General features: G+C 71.0%; 20 protein-coding genes. 13 read left to right on the top strand and 7 right to left on the bottom strand.

Annotated elements, in window-relative coordinates:
* The first annotated feature begins 75 nt into the window (after positions 1 to 75).
* The 7 genes from OHA19_RS08920 (at position 76) to OHA19_RS08890 (ending at position 6,975) form a co-directional block, all read left to right on the top strand.
* Positions 76 to 1,242, top strand: a complete 1,167-nt coding sequence (locus OHA19_RS08920; RefSeq protein WP_405717744.1) for an NAD(P)/FAD-dependent oxidoreductase — start codon at positions 76 to 78, stop codon at positions 1,240 to 1,242.
* A 40-nt stretch (positions 1,243 to 1,282) separates the two neighbouring features.
* Positions 1,283 to 1,609: a (2Fe-2S)-binding protein gene (locus tag OHA19_RS08915; RefSeq protein WP_405717747.1), complete on the top strand. Its 327-nt coding sequence runs from the start codon at positions 1,283 to 1,285 to the stop codon at positions 1,607 to 1,609.
* On the top strand, positions 1,590 to 3,059 hold the full coding sequence (locus OHA19_RS08910; RefSeq protein ID WP_405749852.1) for an NAD(P)/FAD-dependent oxidoreductase: 1,470 nt from the start codon (positions 1,590 to 1,592) through the stop codon (positions 3,057 to 3,059). Before OHA19_RS08915 ends, OHA19_RS08910 begins: the two co-directional genes overlap by 20 nt.
* A 133-nt stretch (positions 3,060 to 3,192) precedes the next feature.
* Positions 3,193 to 4,101, top strand: a complete 909-nt coding sequence (locus OHA19_RS08905; protein ID WP_405717752.1) for a dihydrodipicolinate synthase family protein — start codon at positions 3,193 to 3,195, stop codon at positions 4,099 to 4,101.
* A 114-nt stretch (positions 4,102 to 4,215) separates the two neighbouring features.
* Positions 4,216 to 5,217, top strand: a complete 1,002-nt coding sequence (locus tag OHA19_RS08900) for a proline racemase family protein (RefSeq protein WP_405717754.1) — start codon at positions 4,216 to 4,218, stop codon at positions 5,215 to 5,217.
* The gene (locus OHA19_RS08895) at positions 5,214 to 6,158 is read left to right on the top strand and encodes an ornithine cyclodeaminase family protein (RefSeq protein ID WP_405717757.1); all 945 of its coding nucleotides are present in this window, start codon (positions 5,214 to 5,216) and stop codon (positions 6,156 to 6,158) included. The genes OHA19_RS08900 and OHA19_RS08895 overlap by 4 nt, the downstream gene beginning before the upstream one ends.
* 88 nt (positions 6,159 to 6,246) lie before the next feature.
* Positions 6,247 to 6,975 carry a GntR family transcriptional regulator gene (locus OHA19_RS08890; protein ID WP_405717760.1) on the top strand — a complete coding sequence of 243 codons (729 nt, stop codon included), beginning with the start codon at positions 6,247 to 6,249 and terminating at the stop codon, positions 6,973 to 6,975.
* A gap of 111 nt (positions 6,976 to 7,086) precedes the next feature.
* Here the strand turns inward: OHA19_RS08890 and OHA19_RS08885 are convergent, their stop codons facing one another.
* Positions 7,087 to 8,565: an aminopeptidase P family protein gene (locus tag OHA19_RS08885; protein WP_405749851.1), complete on the bottom strand. Its 1,479-nt coding sequence runs from the start codon at positions 8,563 to 8,565 to the stop codon at positions 7,087 to 7,089.
* 337 nt (positions 8,566 to 8,902) lie between these two features.
* On the opposite strand from OHA19_RS08885, the gene OHA19_RS08880 reads away from it, so the two are divergent.
* Positions 8,903 to 11,287, top strand: a complete 2,385-nt coding sequence (locus tag OHA19_RS08880) for a M9 family metallopeptidase (protein WP_405717765.1) — start codon at positions 8,903 to 8,905, stop codon at positions 11,285 to 11,287.
* Positions 11,288 to 11,385: 98 nt separating this feature from the next.
* Here OHA19_RS08880 and OHA19_RS08875 read toward each other — a convergent pair whose 3' ends face one another.
* Both OHA19_RS08875 and OHA19_RS08870 read right to left on the bottom strand, forming a co-directional pair.
* A complete protein-coding gene (locus tag OHA19_RS08875; RefSeq protein ID WP_405717768.1) occupies positions 11,386 to 11,775 on the bottom strand; it encodes a barstar family protein in 390 nt (129 codons plus the stop codon).
* A gap of 94 nt (positions 11,776 to 11,869) precedes the next feature.
* Positions 11,870 to 12,268, bottom strand: a complete 399-nt coding sequence (locus tag OHA19_RS08870; RefSeq protein WP_405749849.1) for a ribonuclease domain-containing protein — start codon at positions 12,266 to 12,268, stop codon at positions 11,870 to 11,872.
* A 378-nt stretch (positions 12,269 to 12,646) separates the two neighbouring features.
* On the opposite strand from OHA19_RS08870, the gene OHA19_RS08865 reads away from it, so the two are divergent.
* Positions 12,647 to 13,009: an ATP-binding protein gene (locus tag OHA19_RS08865; protein ID WP_405753232.1), complete on the top strand. Its 363-nt coding sequence runs from the start codon at positions 12,647 to 12,649 to the stop codon at positions 13,007 to 13,009.
* Positions 13,010 to 13,088: 79 nt separating this feature from the next.
* Here OHA19_RS08865 and OHA19_RS08860 read toward each other — a convergent pair whose 3' ends face one another.
* Both OHA19_RS08860 and OHA19_RS08855 read right to left on the bottom strand, forming a co-directional pair.
* Positions 13,089 to 14,162 (bottom strand): DUF2637 domain-containing protein, encoded by a 1,074-nt coding sequence (locus tag OHA19_RS08860; RefSeq protein WP_405749848.1) that lies wholly within the window; start codon positions 14,160 to 14,162, stop codon positions 13,089 to 13,091.
* 191 nt (positions 14,163 to 14,353) lie between these two features.
* Entirely contained in the window at positions 14,354 to 15,202 is an 849-nt protein-coding gene (locus OHA19_RS08855; RefSeq protein WP_405717776.1) for a (2Fe-2S)-binding protein, read from the bottom strand.
* A gap of 146 nt (positions 15,203 to 15,348) precedes the next feature.
* Between OHA19_RS08855 and OHA19_RS08850 the strand changes: the two genes are divergently transcribed.
* Positions 15,349 to 16,134, top strand: a complete 786-nt coding sequence (locus tag OHA19_RS08850) for a GntR family transcriptional regulator (RefSeq protein ID WP_405717779.1) — start codon at positions 15,349 to 15,351, stop codon at positions 16,132 to 16,134.
* A gap of 32 nt (positions 16,135 to 16,166) precedes the next feature.
* Here the strand turns inward: OHA19_RS08850 and OHA19_RS08845 are convergent, their stop codons facing one another.
* Both OHA19_RS08845 and OHA19_RS08840 read right to left on the bottom strand, forming a co-directional pair.
* Positions 16,167 to 16,952, bottom strand: coding sequence for a hypothetical protein (locus tag OHA19_RS08845; RefSeq protein ID WP_405717781.1), 786 nt, complete (start codon positions 16,950 to 16,952; stop codon positions 16,167 to 16,169).
* Positions 16,953 to 17,114: 162 nt separating this feature from the next.
* Entirely contained in the window at positions 17,115 to 18,860 is a 1,746-nt protein-coding gene (locus OHA19_RS08840; RefSeq protein WP_405717783.1) for a PucR family transcriptional regulator, read from the bottom strand.
* Positions 18,861 to 19,120: 260 nt separating this feature from the next.
* On the opposite strand from OHA19_RS08840, the gene OHA19_RS08835 reads away from it, so the two are divergent.
* The 3 genes from OHA19_RS08835 to OHA19_RS08825 are packed head-to-tail and all read left to right on the top strand — an operon-like array spanning position 19,121 to position 22,994.
* Positions 19,121 to 20,011 (top strand): FAD binding domain-containing protein, encoded by an 891-nt coding sequence (locus OHA19_RS08835; RefSeq protein ID WP_405749846.1) that lies wholly within the window; start codon positions 19,121 to 19,123, stop codon positions 20,009 to 20,011.
* Positions 20,012 to 20,013: 2 nt separating this feature from the next.
* Positions 20,014 to 20,607: a (2Fe-2S)-binding protein gene (locus OHA19_RS08830; RefSeq protein WP_405717789.1), complete on the top strand. Its 594-nt coding sequence runs from the start codon at positions 20,014 to 20,016 to the stop codon at positions 20,605 to 20,607.
* Positions 20,608 to 20,609: 2 nt separating this feature from the next.
* Positions 20,610 to 22,994 (top strand): xanthine dehydrogenase family protein molybdopterin-binding subunit, encoded by a 2,385-nt coding sequence (locus OHA19_RS08825; protein ID WP_405749844.1) that lies wholly within the window; start codon positions 20,610 to 20,612, stop codon positions 22,992 to 22,994.
* Positions 22,995 to 23,208 lie beyond the last annotated feature (214 nt).

Here is a 23,208-nt window from a genome sequence, read left to right as displayed (position 1 = left end):
CGACGGGGTGACGATTGATCAACTGGCCCTGTGCGCACCCTTGGCGACCCTTGAGCAATGTGACATATTACTGTCGTGCTCACGAGACACTCCCTGGATGTCGTCATCGTCGGGGCCGGAATGGTCGGTGCCGCCTGCGCCTACTACACCTCCCGGTCCGGACTGTCCGTAGCCGTCGTCGACCGCGGGCCGGTCTCCGCCGGCACCACCGGAGCCGGCGAGGGCAACCTCCTGGTCTCCGACAAAGTGCCTGGACCGGAGTTGGAACTGGCCCTGCTCTCCGCCTCCTTGTGGCGGGAACTGGCCGAGGAGCTGCCCCCGGAAATCGAGTACGAGCTCAAGGGCGGCGTGGTCGTCGCCGCCTCCGAGGACTCCCTGGCCACCCTGTCCGCGACCGCCGCCGGTCAGCGGGCGGCGGGTGTCGAGGCGCACCACATCGCATCCGACCAGCTCCGCGACATCGAGCCCCACCTCGCACCGGACCTGGCCGGCGGCTGCCACTACCCGCAGGACGCCCAGGTCCAACCGGCCCTGGCAGCAGCCGAGTTGTTGCGTTCGGCTGCTCGTGCCGGCGCGCTCGTGTGCCCGGGGGAGGAGGTGGTCGGGATACTCAGGGACCGGGAGGGCGCTGTACGCGGGGTACGTACGACAAGGGGCGAACTGCGCGCCCCCGTCGTGGTAAACGCGGCAGGTACCTGGGGCGGCGACCTGGCCGCACTGGCCGGGGTGAACCTGCCGGTACTGCCGCGCAGAGGGTTCGTACTGGTCACCGAACCACTGCCCCGGCTGATCCGGCACAAGGTCTACGCGGCGGAGTACGTGGCCGACGTGTCGAGCGGGTCCGCGGCGCTCCAGACCTCGCCCGTGGTGGAGGGCACGCCCTCGGGTCCGGTGCTCATCGGGGCGAGCCGCGAACGGGTCGGCTTCGACCGGACGTTGTCTGTGCCGGTGGCCGCCCGGCTGGCGGCCGGGGCTGCCACGCTCTTCCCCGTACTCGCCGATGTGCGGGTGATGCGCGCCTACCACGGATTCCGCCCCTACCTGCCCGATCACCTCCCCGCGATCGGACCGGACCCCCGGGTGCCGGGGCTCTTCCACGCCTGCGGCCATGAAGGGGCCGGGATCGGGCTGGCGCCCGTGACCGGACTGCTGATCGCCGACGCGATCCGGGGAGAGCGGCCCGCACTCGATCTCGGACCGTTCGCACCCGACCGGTTCGATGCCACATGCGATGTCACATGACGGTGGAGAGCGGGGCGCCCGTGCCCCAGGAGAGGACCCAGTGAGACGCACCCGCGCACGCACCCCCGCCGAACTTGTCGGGGCCGCGCCCGAACCGGAGTTCCAGCTGACCTTCGACGGCCGCCCGATCCGCGCACTGCCGGGCCAGACCATTGCCGCCGCACTCTGGTCGGCGGGCATCCTGACCTGGCGCACCACCCGGGTCCACGGCCGCCCGCGGGGCGCCTTCTGCGGCATCGGTGCCTGCTACGACTGCCTGGCCACCGTCAACGGCCGGCCCAACCAACGTGCCTGCCTGCTGCCCGCGGGACCGGGCGACGCCATCACCACACAGGAGGGCGACGGGCATGCCGCACTCGACGGATGAGCCCCGGGCGCGGGAGGCCGACCGCGCCGCGCTCGCCGTGGTGGGCGCGGGACCGGCGGGCCTGGCCGCAGCCGTCACAGCCGCCGACCATGGGCTCGACGTGATCCTGCTGGACGCGGCCGACGCACCCGGCGGGCAGTACTACCGCAGCCCGGCCGACGGACTCGGCGCCACCCGGCCCGGGGCCCTGCACCACAACTGGCGCGCCTTCACGGAACTCTCCGCACGGCTGGCCGCACACCGCGACACCGGCGCGATCCGCCATCTCGCCGGCCACCAGGTGTGGACGGTCGAACGAACCGGTGACGGGGACTGGATCCTGCACGCGGTCACCGGGGAAGCCGACGACGAGGCTCGTACCGCCGTCCGGGCCCGCCGGATGATCCTGGCGACGGGCGCCCACGAGCGCCAACTGCCCTTCCCGGGCTGGACCCTTCCGGGGGTGGTGGGCGCGGCGGGGGCCCAGGCCATGCTCAAGTCCGGGCTGGCGCTGCCGGGGCGCCGCATCGTGGTCGCGGGCAGTGGGCCGCTGCTGCAGGCGGTCGCCGTCTCGCTGACGCGTGCGGGGGCGTGCGTCCCGGCGCTGGTCGAAGCCGCCGGCTACGGGGCGTACGCCCGTGCTCCCCGAGTGCTGGCCGCCAACCCCGGCAAGGCGGCGGAAGGGGTCCGCTTCGGGGCGGAGCTGGCCCGGGCCCGGGTCCGGGTGCTGAGCCACCGGGCGGTCACCGAGGTGCACGGCGACGAGCGGGCGGAGGCGGTGACCGTCAGCAGAGTGGACCGCCAATGGCGCCCCGTCGCGGGGACCGGCCGCCGGATCGCCTGCGACGCGCTCGCCGTGGGACATGGGCTCGTGCCACAGCTGGAACTCGCCGTGGCAGCCGGCTGCGGTACGCGTACGGGCCCCGACGGCACTCACGCAGTCACCCTCGACGAAGAGCTGAGGACCACCGTCCCCGGGATCTGGGCGGCCGGCGAGTCCGGCGGCATCGGCGGTGTGGAACTCGCTCTGAATGAAGGCGAGTTGGCGGCACTGTCCATCATTCGTGAGGTATGGGGCGGGGTACGGAGGCAGGAAGCGCGCAGAGCCGTCGCGCTGCGCCGCTCCCGCCGTCGCCTGCGGGCCTTCGCCGCGCTGATGGGGACCGTGCACCGGCCGGGGCCCGGCTGGAGCGAGTGGCTGACCGGCGACACGGAGGTCTGCCGCTGTGAAGAGGTCACGGCGGGCCGGATCCGTACGGCGTGCGAGAAGCTGGGAGCCGGTGACACCAGGACCGTCAAACTGCTCACCCGGGCCGGAATGGGGTGGTGCCAGGGCCGGACGTGCGGATTCGCCGTCCGTGAACTGGCCGCCGCGCACGGCGCCGGACAGGAGCCGGGTGGCCCGGACCGGCGCCCGCTGGCCTGCCCCGTGAAGCTCTCCACGCTCGCCGACCTGTCCGGCCCCGGGTAGTCCGCGGCCGGTTCTCCACTCGGAGCCCGACGGCACGCCGCGACAGGTTCCCGCACACCGGAACGTCGCGTCCATCGACTGTCCTCCGCCTTTCCGCCACACCGTGACATGTCACACCTCTCAAGGAGCCACGATGCAGACGAACACCGACTCGCGCACCCGCCCCTGGCACGGGGTCATGGTCGCCACCCCGCTCACCCTGCGCGACGACTGCACCATCGACTACGACGCCTACGCCACGCATGTGCGGCAGCTCATCGAGGCGGGCTGCGACGGAGTGGTGCCCAACGGCTCACTGGGGGAGTACCAGACCATGACCGACAGCGAACGGGACGAGGTCGTCCGGGTCGCCGTCGAAGCCGCGGGTGACGGCAGCCGCGTCATGCCGGGCGTCTCCGCGTACGGCAGTGCGGAGTCAAGGCGCTGGGCGGAACGGGCCGCCGAGGCGGGCGCCGGTTCCGTACTCCTCCTGCCGCCCAACGGCTACCGCTGCGACGAGGCGGCGGTGCGCGCCCACTACGCCGATGTGGCCGAGGTCGGGGTGCCGGTCGTCGCGTACAACAACCCGTACGACACCAAGGTGGATCTGACTCCGGACCTGCTTGCCCGCCTCCACCAGGACGGCAGCATCGTGGCCGTCAAGGAGTTCACCGGCGATGTCCGCAGGGCGTACGAGATCGCCGAACGAGCGCCCGGCCTCGACCTGCTCGTGGGCGCCGACGACGTACTGCTGGAGCTGGCACTCGCCGGCGCCGTCGGGTGGATCGCGGGTTGCCCGAACATGCTGCCGTCCTGCTGCGTCGATCTGTACCGGGCTTCTGTCACCGGTGACATGGCAACTGCCCTGCCGCTGTACCGGGAGCTGCACGAGCTGCTGAGGTGGGACTCGAAGCCGGAGTTCGTCCAGGCCATCAAGGCATCCATGGACGTCGCCGGACGCCACGGCGGCCGCACCCGGCCGCCGCGGTTCCCCCTCCCCGCCGACGACGCGGCCGCCGTACGTGCCGCGACGGAGAAGGCACTCGCCGGGGGCCTGCACTGAGACCGGCGCCAGGCCCGTACGTCCGGGCGGAGCCGCGCCAGGCTCTGCCCGGGCCGGGCTGTTCCGCCCCGTTCCCGCGTTCTTCGTGTACGCCGTGACCCATCAGGGGGAGCCTTGCAGACACGTCACATTTTCCATGCCGTCGACTCACACACCGAGGGCATGCCCACCCGCGTCATCACCGGCGGCATCGGCACCATCCCCGGTGCGACGATGGCCGAACGGCGCAGTTACTTCCAGGAGCACCGGGACGCCGTACGCACCCTGCTCATGTACGAACCGCGCGGCCACGCCTCCATGAGCGGCGCGATCCTCCAGCCGCCCACCCGGCCGGACGCGGACTACGGCGTCCTGTTCATAGAGGTCTCCGGCTATCTGCCGATGTGCGGGCACGGCACCATCGGGGTGGCGACCGTTCTGGTGGAGACCGGCATGGTGGAGGTCACCGAACCCGTCACCACCGTGCGGCTGGACACCCCGGCCGGGCTCGTCAGCGTCGATGTGCAGGTGACGGACGGCGCCGCCACCGCCGTGACCCTCACCAACGTTCCGGCGTTCAGCGTCGCGCTCGACCGGGCGGTGGACGTACCCGGCTACGGGAAGTTGCGCTACGACCTCGCCTACGGCGGGAACTTCTACGCGATGGTTCACCTGTCCGACCTCGGACTGCCCTTCGACCGGGTGCGCAAGGACGACATCCTGGCCGCCGGGCTCGCCCTGATGGACGCGGTCAACGCCACCGACCGGCCCGTCCACCCGGAGGACCCCGACATCCACGGCCTCAAGCATGTGCAGTGCATCGCACCCGGGTCCGACGCCCGCCACTCCCGGCACGCGATGGCCATTCACCCGGGCTGGTTCGACCGCTCACCCTGCGGGACCGGGACCTCGGCACGCATGGCCCAGCTGCACGCACGCGGCGAACTCCCCCTGGACACCGACTTCGTGAACGAGTCGTTCATCGGTACCTCGTTCACCGGACGTCTCGTCCAGGAGACCACCGTGGGCGGGCTGCCGGCCGTTGTCCCCACCGTCACCGGCCGTGCCTGGATCACCGGTACCGCACAATTCTTCCTGAACCCGTCCGACCCCTTCCCGGAAGGATTCCTGCTGTGAACCTGCCCCTGCTCGGCGCCGACGACATCGAGGCCCTGGGACCCACCGGAGCCGTGGACGCACTGGAGGCGGCGCTGCGCAGGGGCCTGGATCCGGAGACGGCCCCCGCCCGGCACCATGTCACGGTGCCCGGCGGGGAGCTGTTGATCATGCCCGCCACCACCCAGCAGGTGACCGGCGTGAAGATCGCCGGGGTGGCCCCTGCCAACCCGGCGCGCGACCTGCCCCGGATCACCGGAAGCTATCTGCTGCTCGACGCCCCCACCCTGCTGCCGCTCGCCCTGCTGGACGGGGCCGCGCTCACCACCCTGCGCACCCCGGCCGTTTCCGCGCTCGCGATCCGCCACCTCACCGGGCCCGTCGTGCATCATCTGGTGCTCTTCGGAACGGGCCCCCAGGCGTACGGGCACCTGGCCGCGGTGCTCGCGGAACGCCACGTCGAACGGATCACCGTGGTCGGCCGCAATCCGCACCGGGCAGACGCGCTGGCAGCGCATGCCCGTCGACTCGGGGTGGACGCCCGTACGGCGGAGGTGCCCGGCGTCAAGGAGGTCGCCACGGCCGACCTGGTGCTCTGCTGCACGACCTCCGCCACTCCGTTGTTCGACGGCGCCCTCGTACCGGACGGGGCGACGGTCGTCGCGGTCGGTTCGCACACCCCCGATGCCCGGGAGGTCGACACCGCGCTGGTGGCACGCTCCGCCGTCTTCGTCGAATCGCGGTCGGCGGCGCTGTCCGAGGCGGGCGATCTGCTGATCCCGATGGCGGAGGGAGCCTTCCGGGCCGAGGACATCCACGGCAACCTCGCCGAGCTGGTGACCGGTTGCGCCCCCGGCGGAGAGCCCGCCCGCTTCGAGGGCCCCCGGTTCTTCAAGAGCGTCGGAATGGGCTGGGAGGACCTCGCCGTCGCCGCCGCGGTGCACCGGAATTCGGCGCTCTGAGCGAGTTGTCCACAGCTCCGGAGCGACGGGCCCTGACGGAAACGTGACATTGTATTCTGAGGCCCCGCACGGTGCTGGAGGAACAGATATGGCCCGCCTGACGACGCTCAATGCCATCTCCGCGCAGGAGCACTTGCGTGACCAGGTGGCCAACGCCCTCAGGGCGGCCCTGATCGCAGGGGAGCTCCGTCCGGGCATGATCTACTCCGCTCCCGCGCTCGCCGCCGACTTCGGGGTGTCCGCCACTCCGGTCCGTGAGGCCATGCTCGACCTGGCGCGTGAGGGCCTGGTCGAAGCGGTGCGCAACAAGGGCTTCCGGATAACGGAGTTGACCGAACAGGATCTCGACGACTTCACCGAGCTGCGGGTCTTGATCGAGGTTCCCACCGTCGGCCGCATCGCCCGGATGGGCAGGACCAAGGAGCTGGAGGCGCTGCGGCCACTCGCCCAGGCGATCGTCGCAGCCGCCGCCGAGCACGACATCCTCGGTTATCTGGAGGCTGACCGCCGCTTCCATCTCGAACTGCTCGGCCTGGCGGGAAACCGCCGTTTGGTGGAGGAGGTCGGCAATCTGCGCAAGCGGTCGCGCCTCTTCGGGCTGAACCGACTCGACGAAACCGGGCTGTTGGTCCAGTCGGCGGAGGAGCACGCCCAGCTGCTCGACCTCCTGATCGCGGGGAACGCGGAGCGCGCGGAGCGGTGCATGCTGGGTCATATGTCACATGTCAGGAACCTCTGGGCCGAGGACGAACCCAATGACACGGGCGCGGGAGGCAAGCGGATCAGAAGCGTGAGGATGCCTGCCGCAGAGGCCTGATCCACCGCTCGCCGCTCGCCGCTCTTCCACGGAAGCCCTCGACCACCGGCTGCCCCGACCCTCAACGGCCGCCCACCGGACGGCCGTTGAAGCGGCTCTCAGGCCCGGCTCTCAGACCCGGGTCTCCAGCAGCGAGCCCATCCACTCCTCGATTCCGTCGGCGGTGCGCGGCAGCGCGGACGACATGAGGCGGGCGCCGTCGGCAGTGATCACGAGGTCGTCCTCGATCCGCACCCCGATCCCGCGCAGCGCCCGGGGCAGCGTCTCGTCGTCGGGCTGGAGGTAGAGCCCGGGTTCCACCGTCAGCACCTGACCGGGCTCCAGCCGCCCGTCCAGATAAGTGTCGGCACGCGCCTGCGCACAGTCGTGCACGTCCATGCCGAGCATATGGCCGCTGCTGCAGAGCGTGTACCGGCGGTAGAAGCCGTTGTCCGCGTCGAGCGCCTCGTCCGCAGACATCGGCAGCACACCCCACTCGTGCAGCCCTTCGGCGATGACCCGCATGGCCGCCATATGGAAGTCACGGAATCGCGCCCCCGGGCGCAGGGCCGCGATGCCCGCGTCCTGTGCCGCCAGCACCAGTTCGTAGACCGTTCGCTGGACAGGGGAGAAGCGGCCGGACAGCGGCAGGGTGCGGGTGATGTCGGCCGTGTAGAGCGAGTCGGTCTCCACCCCGGCGTCCAGGAGCAGCAACTGATCCCTTTCCAGCGGTCCGTCATTGCGGATCCAGTGCAGCACACAGGCGTGCGCCCCGGCTGCGGCGATCGTGGAGTAGCCCGGACCGTTCCCCTCCGACCGGGCCCGGAGATCGAAGACGCCCTCGATCCAGCGCTCGCCGCGCGGGTGGAGCAGCGCCTGCGGCAGGCTGCGCACCACATCCTCGAACCCGAGCGCCGTGGCATCGACGGCCTGCTGCAACTGCCCGGTCTCCCACGGGTCCTTCACGAGCCGGAGCTCGCTGAGCACCGCTTCGAGCCCGGCCGGTGCCGAGCGCCCGAGCGGGAACCCGCGGCAGGAGCGCAGGAGTTCGTCGACGGACGGGTCCACGCCGGCCAGCACCCGGACCGGCGGCTGCGGCCCGGTGAGCAGCTTCTCCCGGTCGTCCAGATGTGCGCAGCGGATGCCGGTCAGCCGGGCGGCCTCCGCCAGGTCGGGCCTGCGCCCGACCCAGAACTCCCCGTATCTGCGGTCGCAGTAGAACTCCTGGCCGGTGCGCGGTGACCGGGGCCGCAGGTACAGCACCGCTTCGTGCCGCTCGTCGCCGTCCGGTTCGAGTACGAGGACGTGGCCGGCCTGGTCCTCGCCCGTGAGGCCGGTGAGCCAGGCGTAGCCGGTGTGCGGCCGGAAGCGGTGGTCGGTGTCGTTGGAGCGGACCGAGAGCGCGCCCGCCGGAATGATCAGGCGCTCGCCGGGGAAGCGGGCGGCCAGCCGGGCCCGGCGGGCGGGGGTGGCGTCGATGGAGGGGACACGAAGGTCCGTCGGCAGCGGGGACTTGGCCCACCCGGTGCCCATGAAGGCGTCCAGGGCGGGTGACACCGGCAGATCGTGGCTGCCGCTGCGGGGCGCGGAGAAGGAACGGGACACGGGCATTGCTCCTCGGGGGCTCTGTGGGACCGGGGTCGGGGCCGGAATTCCGGCTCTCCGGGGACACGGTGGTGCGGTGGTCGGGAAACCGGTGGTGGCGGCCGGTGCGTTCGGGGCCGTGTGTCATATCCCGTGCTGCGACGAGAAGTTGTCGCGCAGATGAATGTGCGCGAGAGGGGTTCCAAAGAACATGTGACATGTGCCATTGTACAGCGCGCAAGGGGAAAGGAGCCGTGCTCATGTCACGACGTGAGTGCAGTTCAGACCCGGTCCGGCACCGACCTCTTGCATTCCCCCACAACCGCGCCTTGTCGCGCGGTCACCACTCCGCTGGAGGCGGCACGTGAAGAACCTGAGGGTTCGGCAAAAGATAACCGGCTTGTCCACTGCGGCCCTGGCAGCATGCCTGGGCGTGGGCCTGTTCACGGCACCGAGCCAGGCCGTCGAGCAACGCCCCGCCGTGTCGACCGCGACCCCCCACTCCTCGGGCGCCGCCCAGAAAGGGGCGCAACCCCGGACCGAGGAACCCGGTGGCCCCACCGCCGAGTCGCTGACGGCACCCGCCGACGATGCCGCTCACGTCCAGCGCAAGCCGCTCAAGGCCGCCGACCAGCCGCCGCTGTCCGCGTCGAAGGACGCGCTCAAGCGGGACTACGACGACCAGACCACCGCGCTTCCGAGCCACCAGGCACCTTCGATGAAGGCCGAGGAGCGCCGCGCCAAGAAGCTCGGCAGGGCCGCGGCCGAGTGCAACATCACCGATTTCACCAACAACACCGGAAGCGCCCTGGTCGAGAAGGTCAAGGCGGCGACCACCGATTGCGTCAACACGCTGTTCCGCATCCAGGGCCAGGACGGCTACAACGCCTTCCGCGAGGACCAGATGGTCACCATCGCCGATGCCATGCGCGACGCATCGGCCTCCTACCCCGGCGACGACAGCACCAGCATGGCCCAGCTGGTCCTCTTCCTCCGGGCCGGCTACTACGTGCAGTACTACGACCCCGACACCGTCGGAGAGTACGGGCCGCGCCTGCGCACGGCCATCCAGGGCGCGCTCGACGGCTTCTTCGGCTCCTCGCACGCCTTCGACGTCACCGACGCCAACGGCGAGAGCCTGTCCGAGGCGATCATCCTGGTCGACAGCGCCGCGGAGAACGCCCGCTACCTGAACATCGTCAAGAAGATGCTGGCCGACTACGACGAGTCGTACAACAGCTCGTGGTACATGGTCAACGCCGTGAACAGCGTGTACACGATCATGTTCCGCGGTCACCAGGTACCGGAGTTCATCAGCGCCATCGAGGCCGATTCCAGCGTGCTGACCTCGCTGCGCGACTTCGCCGCGAACCACCTCGACTTGCTGGGCACCAAGAATTCGTTCCTGGCCGCCAACGCGGGACTCGAGCTCGGCCGCTTCCTCAAGGAGGACTCGCTTCGCGACAAGGCGAGCCCGCTGGCGATCGACCTGATGGGCAAGAGCTCCATCGACGGTCCCACCGCCCCGCTCTGGGTCAACCTGGCCAAGATGGTCGACGCCTACGACAAGGACAACTGCGCGAAGTACGACGCCTGCAACCTCGCGGAGCGTCTTGAGAAGTCCGTCCTGCCGGTCAAGCACACCTGTAGCGACAGCATCACCATCCGGGCGCAGGACATGGCCGCGGCGGAGCTGGAGGCCAGCTGTACCAGCCTGAACAACCAGGACGCCTACTTCCACGAGGTGGCCCGGGACAACGGTGCGGTCGCCGATGACAACAACAAGACCATCGAGGTCATCGCCTTCGACTCCAGCGCCGACTACCAGACCTACGCCGGCGTGATCTTCGGTATCGACACCAACAACGGTGGCATGTACCTGGAGGGCGACCCCAAGGCCGAGGGCAACCAGCCCCGGTTCATCGCCTACGAGGCCGAGTGGGCCCGTCCCGACTTCCAGATCTGGAACCTCAACCACGAGTACACGCACTACCTCGACGGCCGCTTCAACATGTACGGCGACTTCGCCGCCGGAATGACCACGCCGACCGTCTGGTGGGTCGAGGGCTTCGCGGAGTTCGTCTCCTACTCGTACCGCAAGCTCGCCTACGAGGACGCCATCGCCCAGGCCGCGAACCGCACCTACCCCCTGAGCACCCTGTTCGACACCACCTACGAGAACGCCGACCAGACCCGCGTGTACAACTGGGGCTACCTGGCCGTCCGTTACATGCTCGAGTCCCACCGCTCGGACGTCGACACCCTGCTCGGTCTCTACCGCAAGGGTGACTGGGACGGTGCCCGCACCCTGCTCACGTCGACCATCGGCAACCGTTACGACGCCGACTGGAACACCTGGCTGGCCGCCTGCGCGGCCGGTGCCTGCGGCGGCGGGTCCACCAACCCGCCCGGCGAGATCACCGAGTGCAAGGACGCCGACACCAGGATGCTGGACCGGAACTGCATGCGCAGCGGGCTGAAGGCCGTCAAGGGCGACTACGCCTACCTGGCCGTCATCATCCCGGCCGGCACCACCCAGCTGAAGATCACCTCGTCAGGCGGCACGGGTGACGCCGACCTCTACTACAGCTCGCAGGACTGGGCGACCACCAAGGTCAACACCGACAAGTCGGTCGGGGCGGGCAACGAGCACACCCTGACCATCAACAACCCGGCGCCGGGCTACCACTTCATCAGCCTCTACGGCAACGAGGCGTTCGACGGCGCCAAGGTCACCACTGAATTCTGATCCCCGCGACCCCCACGGTATCGGCCGGCCGAGTGATGTTCCCGCTCGGCCGGCCGGTGCCGTCGCCCGGGGCCGGCCCGCCGGGCACGGCCCCGGGCTCACGACAGCCGCAGTGTGCCGGGGGTCGCCTCGTCCGCCAGGACCGCCGCGATCAGGTCGAAGAGGGTCGGACCCCGTCCGGCCAGGGCCTCGTCGAGCCGCTCCCGCATCGCGGGCCGGTTGGTGGGATGCGCCCGCTCCAGACTCCCTCGCAGCCGGCGGGCCGTCTCCTCGTGGCCCAGGGCCCGTGCGGAGAGCGCGTGGTCCCGCCACTCGAAGACGAAGTCGCCGTCGTCCGGGGTGCCCATCCCGCCGCTCAGACAGTCCGCGAGAGCGTCGAGGTTGCGGCCGAAATACCCGCCCGGACCGTTCACGGCCTCGCCGATCACTTTCCAGAACTGCTCCAGGCCGGTGACCCGGGAGCCTTCGATCACATAGGTCACGGTCATGAGGGGAGCGTACAAGTCCGTCCGCCTCGTCCGGTCCGTGATCCGCGCCGCAGGTGGGGGGCTACGGCGCGGATCGGTCCGGAGGGGCCGGGCTTCAGCAGCCCTGGTCGATCAGGTCGAAGGTGGCGTAGTGGTCGCTGGTGTAGTAGTCCTCCTGCGCCTCCTCGCCGGTGACGATCCGACGCGCACCGCGGGTCGGGGAGTTGGGTGTGACGACCGTGTACTCGTGGTAGTAGCCGGTGCTCTGGCCGGGAAGGACGCCTTCACGGTTCTGGAAGACGGAGCCGTCCTGCGAGTACGGGAACGGGCCGCCCTCATCGATCAGATCGAGGGTGTCGTGGGCCTGGGAGGGCAGCGCCGAGTAACAGATGCTGCCCACCGAGTCGGTGGACGGGTTCGATGCGGTGGCCGTGGTGACCGGGCCGCCGACGAGGAGGACGGACAGGAGGGCGGCTGCGCCACCGAGCGTGGTGATCCGTGGGGGGATTCGCATAGCCACCATGATGACGCGCGTAGACACGGTCCCGTCAACGCCAACCGATGTGAATTTTTTGGAAGTTAACCCAGCGGTAGGAAATGTGACGGGCTGATGTCCTGGGGTCCGCGGGCCGGCGCCGGTCCTCCGTTCACTTATTGATGAGTCGACAAGCGTGGCGGCCCGTCAGTGGGGCATGCATCCCCGTGAACGTGTTCCGCGAAGGAGTTCGACGAGCAGCAGACACCCACGGGAAACGGGACCACGAGCAGGGGGCGATGCACTGTGCGGGCGGGGGAGACGATGGAGTGTCAGGGAGATGCCGAATTCATGACGGGCGAGGCCTCGCACGATCAGGGGGCGCAGGACCGGCGGCCGGTCCGGCTGCATCGCAGACTGGCCCACACCGATCTGTCGGCCGTGGGCGAAGTCAGAGGTGCGTTACGGGAGTTCCTGCGCTACCGGTGGAAGGAGGAGCCGGCCCAGGTGGCGGAGCTCCTGCTCAGTGAGTTGGTGACCAATGCGCTGATCCACACCCGGCACGGCGCAGTCGTCACGGTGAGCGTGGCGCCCGCCAAGTTACGGGTGGAAGTACGGGACTTCGTGTCCAGACTGCCCATGTCGTACGTACCGAACGCCGACGACGGTACGCATGGCCGGGGGCTGTTCCTGGTGCAGAGCCTCGCGGACGCCTGGGGGGTCGGTGCCCATGCGCTGGGCAAGGTCGTCTGGTTCGAGCTGGACGGCGAACGGCCCTGACCGAGGCCGCCGAACCCATGACCGGACGGCGAAGGGCCCTGACGGACCGGATGGGACCGGGCCGTCAGGGCCGCCGGCTTCAGCCGAACTGCTGCTCCAGATCTTTCAGTTTCTGCTCCAGTGAGTCGAGCCGGGGCAGTGCCTGGGTGTCGTCCTCGGCAGTGAGGTCGACGGTGACCGGATCATCCGGGCTCCGGTCCGAGGTGCCGGTACTCGGACCCGTCACGGCTTGCAGGGATGGCCGGGGGCGCAGAGGCAGTTGTCCCGGCTCGGATATGGCGGGCTCCACGACGGACTGCGCGGAGCCCGTCGTGGCGGGGAGGGCCTGGACATCCACCTGGGTGCCGCGGCCGACCCGGCGCCAGGCCCGGTTCTGCCGGTTCAGTGCCTTGATGTGGGCCCGGTCCAGCTTCTCCTGGTCCTTCCTGCGGAGACGGTTCTGCTCCTTCTCCCGCCTGTCCTCACGCACCTCGTCGACCGCCTCGTCCAGGGTGCGTACGCCTTCCAGCAGCATCAGCGACCAGGCGCCGAAGGTCTCCCGGGGGGCGCGCAGCCACCGTACGATCCGGATCTGCGGCAGCGGGCGGGGCACCAGGCCCTGCTCGCGCAGTGCGGCCCGGCGGGTCTGCTTCAGTGCCCGGTCGAAGAGCACGGCCGCCGAGAGCGACATCCCGGCGAAGAAGTGCGGGGCGCCCGCGTGATCGATCCCGCGCGGCGCGTGCACCCAGTTGAACCAGGCGGCGGCGCCGGCGAACGTCCACACGAGCAGGCGCGAGCCGAGCGCCGCGTCACCGTGGCTGGCCTCGCGCACCGCCAGTACGGAACAGAACATGGCCGCTCCGTCGAGGCCGAACGGGACGAGGTACTCCCAGCCCCCGGAGAGGCCGAGGTTCTGCTCGCCGAAGCCGACGAGCCCGTGGAAGGAGAGCGCGGCGGCGACCGCCGCACAGCAGAACAGCAGGACGTACGAGGCCGTGGCGTACATGGCCTCCTTGCGTCTGCGGCGCTCCTCGCTGCGTTCCCAGCTGTCGTCGGCCGCGGATGTGTCAGCGGCACGCTTGCCGCGTGCGACCACCGCCACCGCCGCCAGGACTCCCACGAGCAGCACGGCGCCCGGAAGCAGCCAATTCAGCGATATGTCGGTCAGTCTCATGCGCGGTCCCTTGCATTGCGTAGGGCATTTCGGGCGCCATGATTGCCGAAACCCCCACATGCACAGGGGGTTTCGGGGCAAGAGAACGCCATTGGGTCGGCACGGCGTGCGGATGACGGGGATCCGGTCGAATGACCGTACGCGGCCGACGAGTTGCGTTCGAATTGTACTACTCGCGCGGGTGGTGTTGATCAGTGAGCGGGCGTCAGCTTCCGTACGCGGTCGGCATCGCAGGTACGCGGACACGTGACGCAGGTGTCCTCGGGGCGCAGCGTGTAGAAGAGGCAGCAGCTCGCCCGGTCGCGGGTCGGCAGCGACTCGCCGTCCGGCCCGGTCAGTTCACGGAAGCCCGCGGTGCCGACGTAGGGCTTCGTGGTGCCTGGCAGCAGCGCCTCCAGCTCGGTCATCGCGCGCCGCTCCTCGCCGAGCAGATGGGCGATGTACCAGAGTCCCTCGACGATCTCGTCCGTCGCCATGCCCCACAGTGCGCGCCTGCCGCGCCGCATCCGAGGTCCGAAGCCGTCGAGCACCGGGCCGATGTGGTCGGCCACCGCCGCCAGCACCTCGGCCCGCAGCGCCGCCTCGTCGGGCACCACACGCGCGCCCGGCAGCGCGGCGGCCGGATCGTCCGGCAGGCAGGCGAACTCCCGCACCCGGAGGGTCAGATGGCCCAGCGCCCGCTGGAACGCCACATCCCCGACGGGAATCCGGGGCACCCGCCGGTGGAGGAACCAGGGCACCGTCACCAGCAGACAGGCGGGCCAGGCGTAGCGGTGCAGTCCGAAGCTGGCGACCACGTCGGGGCGGGGCTGCTGCCCGTAGTCCCGGACCACCTGGGCGTGGTCCCAGTCGAGGAAGGTGTCGAGTGCCGGGCCCCCCGCCGCGAGCTCGTCCGCACCCACCCAGCCGGCCCCGCGAGGCGCGGTCTCGTCGTCCGCCAGCACCTGGGCCCGCAGGCCGGGAAAGACCTCGGCGAGGCGCGCGTACGCGTCCGCCACGGCGGACGCCGTGGTGCCGGGAAGCAGGGCGGGGAGTGTCATGCGGGGACCACCGAATCGCTACCGTTTGCAGGTTAGCCTTACCTTACCCGAACGGATCGATGTTTGAACTGCGGCGTCCTGCGCCTATCGTGCACAAGGGGCATGGCGCACGCGAGCCGCGCCCACGGCAGGCCGAGGAGGTCCGAGTGGAGCAGGGCAGAGCGCGTGAGGCGTACGGCACCGCCGTGCCCGCGACCGCCCCGGCGGCCGTCCGGGTGCCCGAGCAGGCACGTGGCGAGCACACCCACAGCGAGCCGCCCGCACCGCGGGCGACGGTGCAGCGGCACTCCGTACGCGGCCAGATCCTGGAGGCGCTGCGTGCCGCCCTGGTCGACGGCCGGCTGGCGCCGGGGCAGGTCTACTCGGCCCCGGCCCTGGGCGCCCGGTTCGGGGTCTCCGCCACCCCGGTGCGCGAGGCGATGCAGCAGCTGGCCATCGAGGGCGCCGTCGAGGTCGTGCCCAACCGGGGGTTCCGGGTGTCCGAGCGGGGCCCGCGCGAGCTCGCCGAACTGGCCGAGGTGCGGGCCCTGATCGAGGTCCCCGTGATGCTGAGGCTGGCCCGTACCGTCCCGCCCGGTACCTGGTGCGCCCTGCGCCCGCTGGCCGACGCGACGGTGGCCGCCGCGGCCGTCGGCGACCGGGCGAGCTACGCCGAGTGCGACCGGGCCTTTCACGGGGCGGTCCTCGCGCTCTGCGGGAACGACCAGCTGGTGCAGGTCGCCGACGAGTTGCACCGCCGCTCCCAGTGGCCGCTGGAGAGCAACCCCGCCACCCGCCGCGCCGACCTCCTAGCCGACGCCGCCGAACACACCGCGCTGCTCGACGCACTGATCGCCCAGGACCTGCCCGTCGTGCAGTCGCTCGTACGGGAACACTTCACCGGCGCCGAGGGACAGGGCCCGTCCGGCGGATCAGGACCGGACAGGCGCTGACCGGGCCGGCCGGAAGCTGCTCGGCCCCGGCCTCAGTTGGCCTCGGCCGTCTCCGCGGGAGGCGGGTCCAGGTGCGGGGCCAGCCACGTCGGTACGCCCCCGAGCAGCCGGAACAGCCGGCCCGCCTCGGCGCGCAGCCGGGTCGCCAGCTCGGGCTCCGGCTCGGAGTCCGCGAGGGCGATGAGGGCCGGAGCCGTACCGATCAGGTAGCCCAGTTCCTCCCTTATCCGCAGGGACTCCGCGAAGCCGTGCCGGGCTTCCGCCACTTCGCCCTCGCGCAGCGACAGCAGAGCGAGGTGGCGCCAGGTGGAGGAGAGCAGCAGCGAGTCGCCCTGGGCGGTGGCCCCGGCGTGGGCCCTGCGGTACGCGGCGCGGGCGGCCTGCGGTGAATCGGCGATGTTCTGCGCGATCAGGCCCCGCCGGAAGTCCAGCAGCGGGCGGCCCGGCGCGGACGGGGCGAGCAGGGCTGCGGCCCGGCTCAGGGCGACACTGGCCTCGTCGGCCCGGTCGCGCACCCCCAGGAGTGTCGACGCGTAGGCCAGATGGCCGCGTTCACAGGCGGCCGCGCCGCGTTCGGCGTCGTCGTGGGCCAGCGCCTCCGCGGTGCGCAGCGCGTCCTCGGCGTCGGTCCAGCCCTTTCCGGTGTACAGGCACCGTTCGGTCAGCAGGGCGGTCCGCTGGAGCGCGGCGGCCGGATCGGTGTCGGCGCCGGGTTCGAGCAGAGCGGCGGCGTCCGTCCAGCAGGCGCGTGACCGCAGCCGCCATACCGCTGTCTGGAGCGGCGGATCGTCATCTGCTGTCGTTCCGGAACCAGACATGGCGGTATGCGCCACATTGCCCTCCCCGAGCGCGCCATCGAGCTGTTGAGTCTGGCGGCATCTCAGCACGGATCCGCACGCCGGGCCAGAGGTTCGTTCAATCTCAGGTGAAAGATTTCACAAACGAACGGAGCCGCCAACAGCCCTGAGCGGGCCGGGAGATCAGCTCATACGCAGGGCGAGGAAGAAATCGAGCTTGTCCTCCAGCCGCGAAAGATCACGTCCCGTCAACTGCTCGATTCGTCCGACCCGGTAGCGCAGTGTGTTGACGTGCAGGTGGAGCCGGGCCGCGCAGCGGGTCCACGAACCGTCGCAGTCCAGGAACGTCTCCAGCGTCGGGATCAGCTCCGCGCGGTGGCGCCGGTCGTAGTCACGCAGCGGGTCGAGCAGGCGTGCGGTGAACGCGCGGCGCACGTCGTCCGGCACGAACGGCAGCAGCAGCACGTGCGAGGCCAGCTCGTGGTGGCCGGCCGCGCAGACCCGGCCGGGGCGGGCCGCCGCCACCCGGCGGGCGTGCCGGGCCTCCTCCAGCGCGCCGCGCAGCCCCTCGGGCGAATGGACGGCCGCACTGACCCCCAGCGTCAGCCTTCCGTCGTCGGCGAGGCCCGCGGAGAGCGGTTCGCGGACGGCGGCGAGCAGCACGTCGGCATGGAGCGCCGGATCCCCGTCCGCAGGCTCCTCGGCGCGTTCGGCCTCCGGGTCCGGTGCGGGCGCGCCGACGGCGGGCAGCGGTACGAGGGCGACGGCCTCCTCGCCCGTGTGGGCGACCGCGATCCGATCCGCCGAGTCGGGGCCGGTGACCGCGGGGTCGACCAGGATCTCCTCCAGCAGCGCCTGGGCGACCGGGCCGCCCGCGATGTCGGAGCCGGGGCCCGTCGGGGCGCCGGCGGCGGACCGGCCCTCCGCATCGCCCCACTCGACCTGCGCCACCACGACCTGCCAGTGCGGTGCCGTCCCGAGGCCCGGCAGCAGCACCGGGGCCGCGACGCGCAGCCTGGCGGCGATCTCGGCCGGCGGGGCGCCCGCCTGGACCAGCTCCAGGACCTCCTGGGCGAGTCTGCGGCGCACCGTACGGGCCGCGTCGCGCCGGTCACGCTCGACGGCGATCAGCTGGGTGACGCCCTGGAGCAGGTCCAGCCGGGCCGGCGGCCAGTCGCTCGCGTCCGCCTCGACCGCGAGCAGCCAGTCCGAGAGCACCGACTCGCGGACGTCGCGGGAGGCCGGGAGGGCGCCTCGGCCGGTGTTCCGGATCGGGAAGAGCGAATACGTGGTGCCTTCGACCGTGGCCCGGTGCGGGGCGCGGCGGCCGGTCCGGGCGGCGGCCAGATGATGGCCCGCGAGCGCGGCACCGACCGGTCCGGGCAGTGGCGTCTCACCGGCACCCGCGATCTGTCGCCCGGTGGGTGAGAGCACCCAGGCATGCAGGTCGAGGTCGGATCCGAGCAGATCGAGCACCACCTCGGGCCCACCGCCCGCCGGGCCCGAGGTCATCAGCCTGCGGTGCCGGTCCACCACCGCCGCCAGATCGCCCGCCCGCTCACCGGACACCTGGCGCACCACATGCTCGGTGATCGTCGCGAACGCAACGGTCTCGTTGACGGCGAAGAGCGGCAGCCGGTGCTGGGCGCAGGCCTCCACCAGATCGCCGGGGATGTCGCCCAGCTCAGCCTCGCCCGCCGCGAGCCCGGCGACGCCGGCACCCGCCAGGATCCGCACGAACGGCTCCGCGTCCGCCGCGTCCCGGCGCCAGGCCAGGCCCGTGAGGACCAGCTCACCGCCCGACAGGTAGCGGCTGGGATCCCGCAGGTCGGTGGTCATCACGCCGCGGACCGTGCGGTCCAGCTCGTCCTCGCCGCCGAGCAGCCGCAGGCCCAGCGCGTCGGTCTCCAGCAGTGCGCGCAGCCGCATCTCGTCGCCGCCGATCTTTTCCGTTGGTGCGGGTGAAAACTGGGTATTGCGGTGAGGTCACCGCTCCCCGTCATTCGTTCGAATCTACAAGACGAGGAGATCGCCCAGCCAACTCCTTCATATTTTCGGTGACTGCACCGGGTGGAGCACGGCTTGTGTACTGGGCCCCACACCGCGTTAACAAAACATGGACGCCAAGTCGAGGGCCGGCCGCACACCGCCCCCAGTGAACGACCCGATTGAGAAGAAGAGAGCCACTCATGGACTTCCTTCGCCCCGCCAGCTGGGAGGAGGCGCTCGCCGCCAAGGCCGAGCACCCGACGGCTGTGCCCATTGCGGGTGGCACCGATGTGATGGTCGAGATCAACTTCGACCACCGGCGGCCCGAGTACCTCCTGGACCTGAACCGCATCGGAGAGCTGACCGAGTGGGAGGTGGGCCAGGAGAGCGTACGGCTCGGCGCCTCCGTCCCGTACAGCCACATCATGGAGCACCTGCGGGCCGAGCTGCCCGGACTGGCGCTTGCCTCGCACACCGTCGCCTCGCCGCAGATCCGCAACCGCGGCGGCGTCGGCGGCAACCTGGGCACCGCCTCGCCCGCCGGGGACGCCCACCCGGCCCTGCTCGCCGCGGGTGCGGAGGTCGAGGCCGAGTCCGTACGCGGAACCAGGATGATCCCGATCGACGCCTTCTACACCGGCGTCAAGCGCAACGCCCTCGCACCGGACGAGCTGATCCGGGCCGTGCACATCAAGAAGGCCGGCGGGCCCCAGCAGTACTCCAAGGTCGGCACCCGCAACGCGATGGTCATCGCCGTCTGCGCCTTCGGCCTGGCCCTGCATCCCGAGACCCGCACGGTGCGCACCGGAATCGGATCGGCCGCCCCCACGCCCGTACGGGCGAAGGAGGCCGAGGAATTCCTGAACGCCGCGCTGGAGGAGGGCGGGCTCTGGGACAGCCGCAAGATCATTACACCGTCCGTCGCCAAGCAGTTCGCGATGCTCGCCGCCGGCGCCTGCAACCCGATCGACGATGTGCGCGGCACCGCGAGCTATCGCCGGCACGCGGTCGGGATCATGGCCCGCCGCACCCTCGGCTGGACCTGGGAGTCGTACCGCGGCAACGGCCGCAGCACCGAAGGAGCTGCCTGATCATGCGCGTCAATTTCACGGTCAACGGACGCAGGCAAGAGGCGGACGACGTCTGGGAGGGCGAGTCCCTCCTCTACGTGCTGCGCGAACGGATGGGCCTGCCCGGCTCGAAGAACGCCTGCGAACAGGGCGAGTGCGGCTCCTGCACGGTCCGCCTCGACGGCGTCCCGGTCTGCTCCTGCCTGGTCGCGGCCGGGCAGGTGGAGGGCCGCGAGGTCGTCACGGTGGAGGGCCTCGCGGACTTCGCCGCCCACCGCGCCGAACAGCACCCCGGCAGCGGCTGCGCCTCCGGCGCGTGCGGCACGACGCTCGACAAGGCCCGGCGCTGGGAGGCGGAGCCGTCCGGCGAGGAGAGCCGGGAAACCGGTGAACTCTCCCCGATCCAACAGGCGTTCATCGACGCCGGAGCCGTCCAGTGCGGCTTCTGCACCCCCGGCCTGCTGGTCGCCGCCGACGAACTGCTGGAGCGCAACCCGGAGCCGTCCGACGCGGACATCCGCGAGGCGCTGTCCGGCAACCTCTGCCGCTGCACCGGCTACGAGAAGATCCTCGACGCGGTCCGCCTCGCGGCCGCCCGCGCGGAAGAAACGGTCTGACGATGGGCGTAACCGGCAACCCCACCAGCATCAACCAGGGCACCCGCACCAAGGGCGGCATCGGCGAGTCCACGCTCCGCCCCGACGGCATCCTCAAGGTCACCGGAGAGTTCGCCTACTCCTCCGACATGTGGCACGAGGACATGCTCTGGGGACACACCCTGCGCTCCACGGTCGCGCACGCCGAGATCGTCTCCATCGACACCTCGGAGGCCCTCGCCACGTCCGGCGTCTACGCCGTACTCACCTACGACGACCTGCCGAGCACGGTGAAGAACTACGGGCTGGAGATCCAGGACACCCCCGTCCTCGCCCACGGCAAGGTCCGCCACCACGGCGAACCGGTGGCGCTCGTCGCCGCCGACCACCCGGAAACGGCCCGCCGCGCCGCCGCGAAGATCAGGATCGAATACCGCGAACTGCCCGTCATCACCGACGAGGCCTCCGCCACCGCCCCCGACGCGATCCTCGTCCACGAGGGCCGCGACGACCACCACGCGGGGCACGTACCGCACCCCAACATCGTCCACCGCCAGCCCATCGTCCGCGGCGACGCGGACGCGGCGGCGGCCCGCGCCGATGTCGTGGTGAGCGGCGAGTACGTCTTCGGCATGCAGGACCAGGCCTTCCTCGGCCCCGAGTCCGGTCTGGCCGTGCCAGCCGAGGACGGCGGCGTCGACCTGTACGTCGCCACCCAGTGGCTCCACTCCGACCTGCGCCAGATCGCCCCGGTCCTGGGACTGCCCGAGGACAAGGTCCGCATGACGCTCTCCGGCGTCGGCGGGGCCTTCGGCGGTCGCGAGGACCTGTCGATGCAGATCCACGCCTGCCTTCTCGCCCTGCGCACCGGCAAGCCGGTCAAGATCGTCTACAACCGGTTCGAGTCCTTCTTCGGCCACGTCCACCGGCACCCGGCGAAGCTCTGGTACGAGCACGGCGCCACCCGCGACGGCAAGCTGACACATATGAAATGTCGCATTGTGCTGGACGGCGGCGCCTACGCGTCCGCCTCCCCGGCCGTGGTCGGCAACGCCTCCTCGCTCTCCGTCGGCCCGTACGTCATCGACGACGTCGACATCGAGGCCATCGCGCTCTACACCAACAACCCCCCCTGCGGCGCCATGCGCGGCTTCGGCGCGGTGCAGGCCTGCTTCGCCTACGAGGCGCAGATGGACAAGCTCGCCGCCGAACTGGGCATGGACCCGGTCGAGTTCAGGCAGCTCAACGCCATGGAGCAGGGCACCCTCCTGCCGACCGGACAGGTAGTCGACTCGCCCGCACCGGTCGCCGAACTGCTGCGCCGGGTCAAGGACATGCCGCTGCCGCCCGAGCGCCAGTGGGAGGTGGCCGGCGAACAGGCCGACGTACGGGCGCTTCCCGGCGGGTTGTCCAACACCACCCACGGCGAAGGCGTCGTACGCGGCATCGGCTACGCGGTCGGCCTCAAGAACGTCGGCTTCTCCGAGGGCTTCGACGACTACTCCACCGCCCGGGTGCGCATGGAGGTCATCGCCGGCGAACCGGTCGCCACCGTGCACACCGCCATGGCGGAGGTCGGGCAGGGCGGCGTCACCGTCCACGCCCAGATCGCCCGTACCGAACTCGGCGTCTCCCAGGTCACCATCCACCCGGCCGACACCCAGGTCGGCTCGGCCGGTTCCACCTCCGCGTCCCGGCAGACCTACGTCACCGGCGGCGCCGTGAAGCACTCGTGCGAGGCCGTCCGCGAGAAGGTCCTGGAGATCGGCCGCCGCAAGTACGGCACGTACCACCCCGCGTGGGCCACCGCCGAACTGCTCCTGGAGAGCGGCAAGGTCGTCACCGACGGCGGCGAGGTGCTGGCCGACCTGGTCGACGTACTGGAGGACGAGGCGGTCGACATCGAGCTGGAGTGGCGCCACCGGCCCACCGAGGCGTTCGACCTGCGCACCGGACAGGGCAACGGCCATGTCCAGTACTCCTTCGCCGCCCACCGCGCGGTCGTCGAGGTCGACACCGAACTCGGCCTGGTCAAGGTCATCGAACTGGCCTGCGCCCAGGACGTCGGCAAGGCGCTCAACCCGCTCTCGGTCGTCGGCCAGATCCAGGGCGGCACCATCCAGGGCATGGGCATCGCGGTGATGGAGGAGATCGTCGTCGATCCCAAGACCGCGAAGGTCAGGAACCCGTCCTTCACCGACTACCTGCTCCCCACGATCCTCGACACGCCGACCATCCCCGTCGACGTGCTCGAACTCGCCGACGACCACGCCCCGTACGGGCTCCGTGGCATCGGCGAGGCACCCACCCTGTCGTCGACCCCGGCCGTCCTCGCGGCGATCCGGAACGCGACGGGCCTGGAGCTCGACCGGACGCCGGTACGACCCGAGCACCTCACCGGCACCTGAGGGCCCGTCGGGTGACCTCTGACCGGGGATCGCCCGACAGGCTCCGGGCCGCGGCTCCATCCAACTCTCCGGGCGGTGCGTGCCTCCCGGGAACCTCACACTTCCGTCGCCCGCGCCGCCCGGAGAAACCGCGGTACCGCAGTGCAGTACCGCGATGCCGCAGCACAACAGCGCGATGCCGCAGCGCAGTACCGCACCGCAGTACCCGCACCAC

The sequence above is a fragment of the Streptomyces sp. NBC_00012 genome (genome assembly GCF_045040875.1).
GTDB lineage: Bacteria > Actinomycetota > Actinomycetes > Streptomycetales > Streptomycetaceae > Streptomyces.
This window is presented reverse-complemented; position numbering and strand designations above follow the sequence as displayed.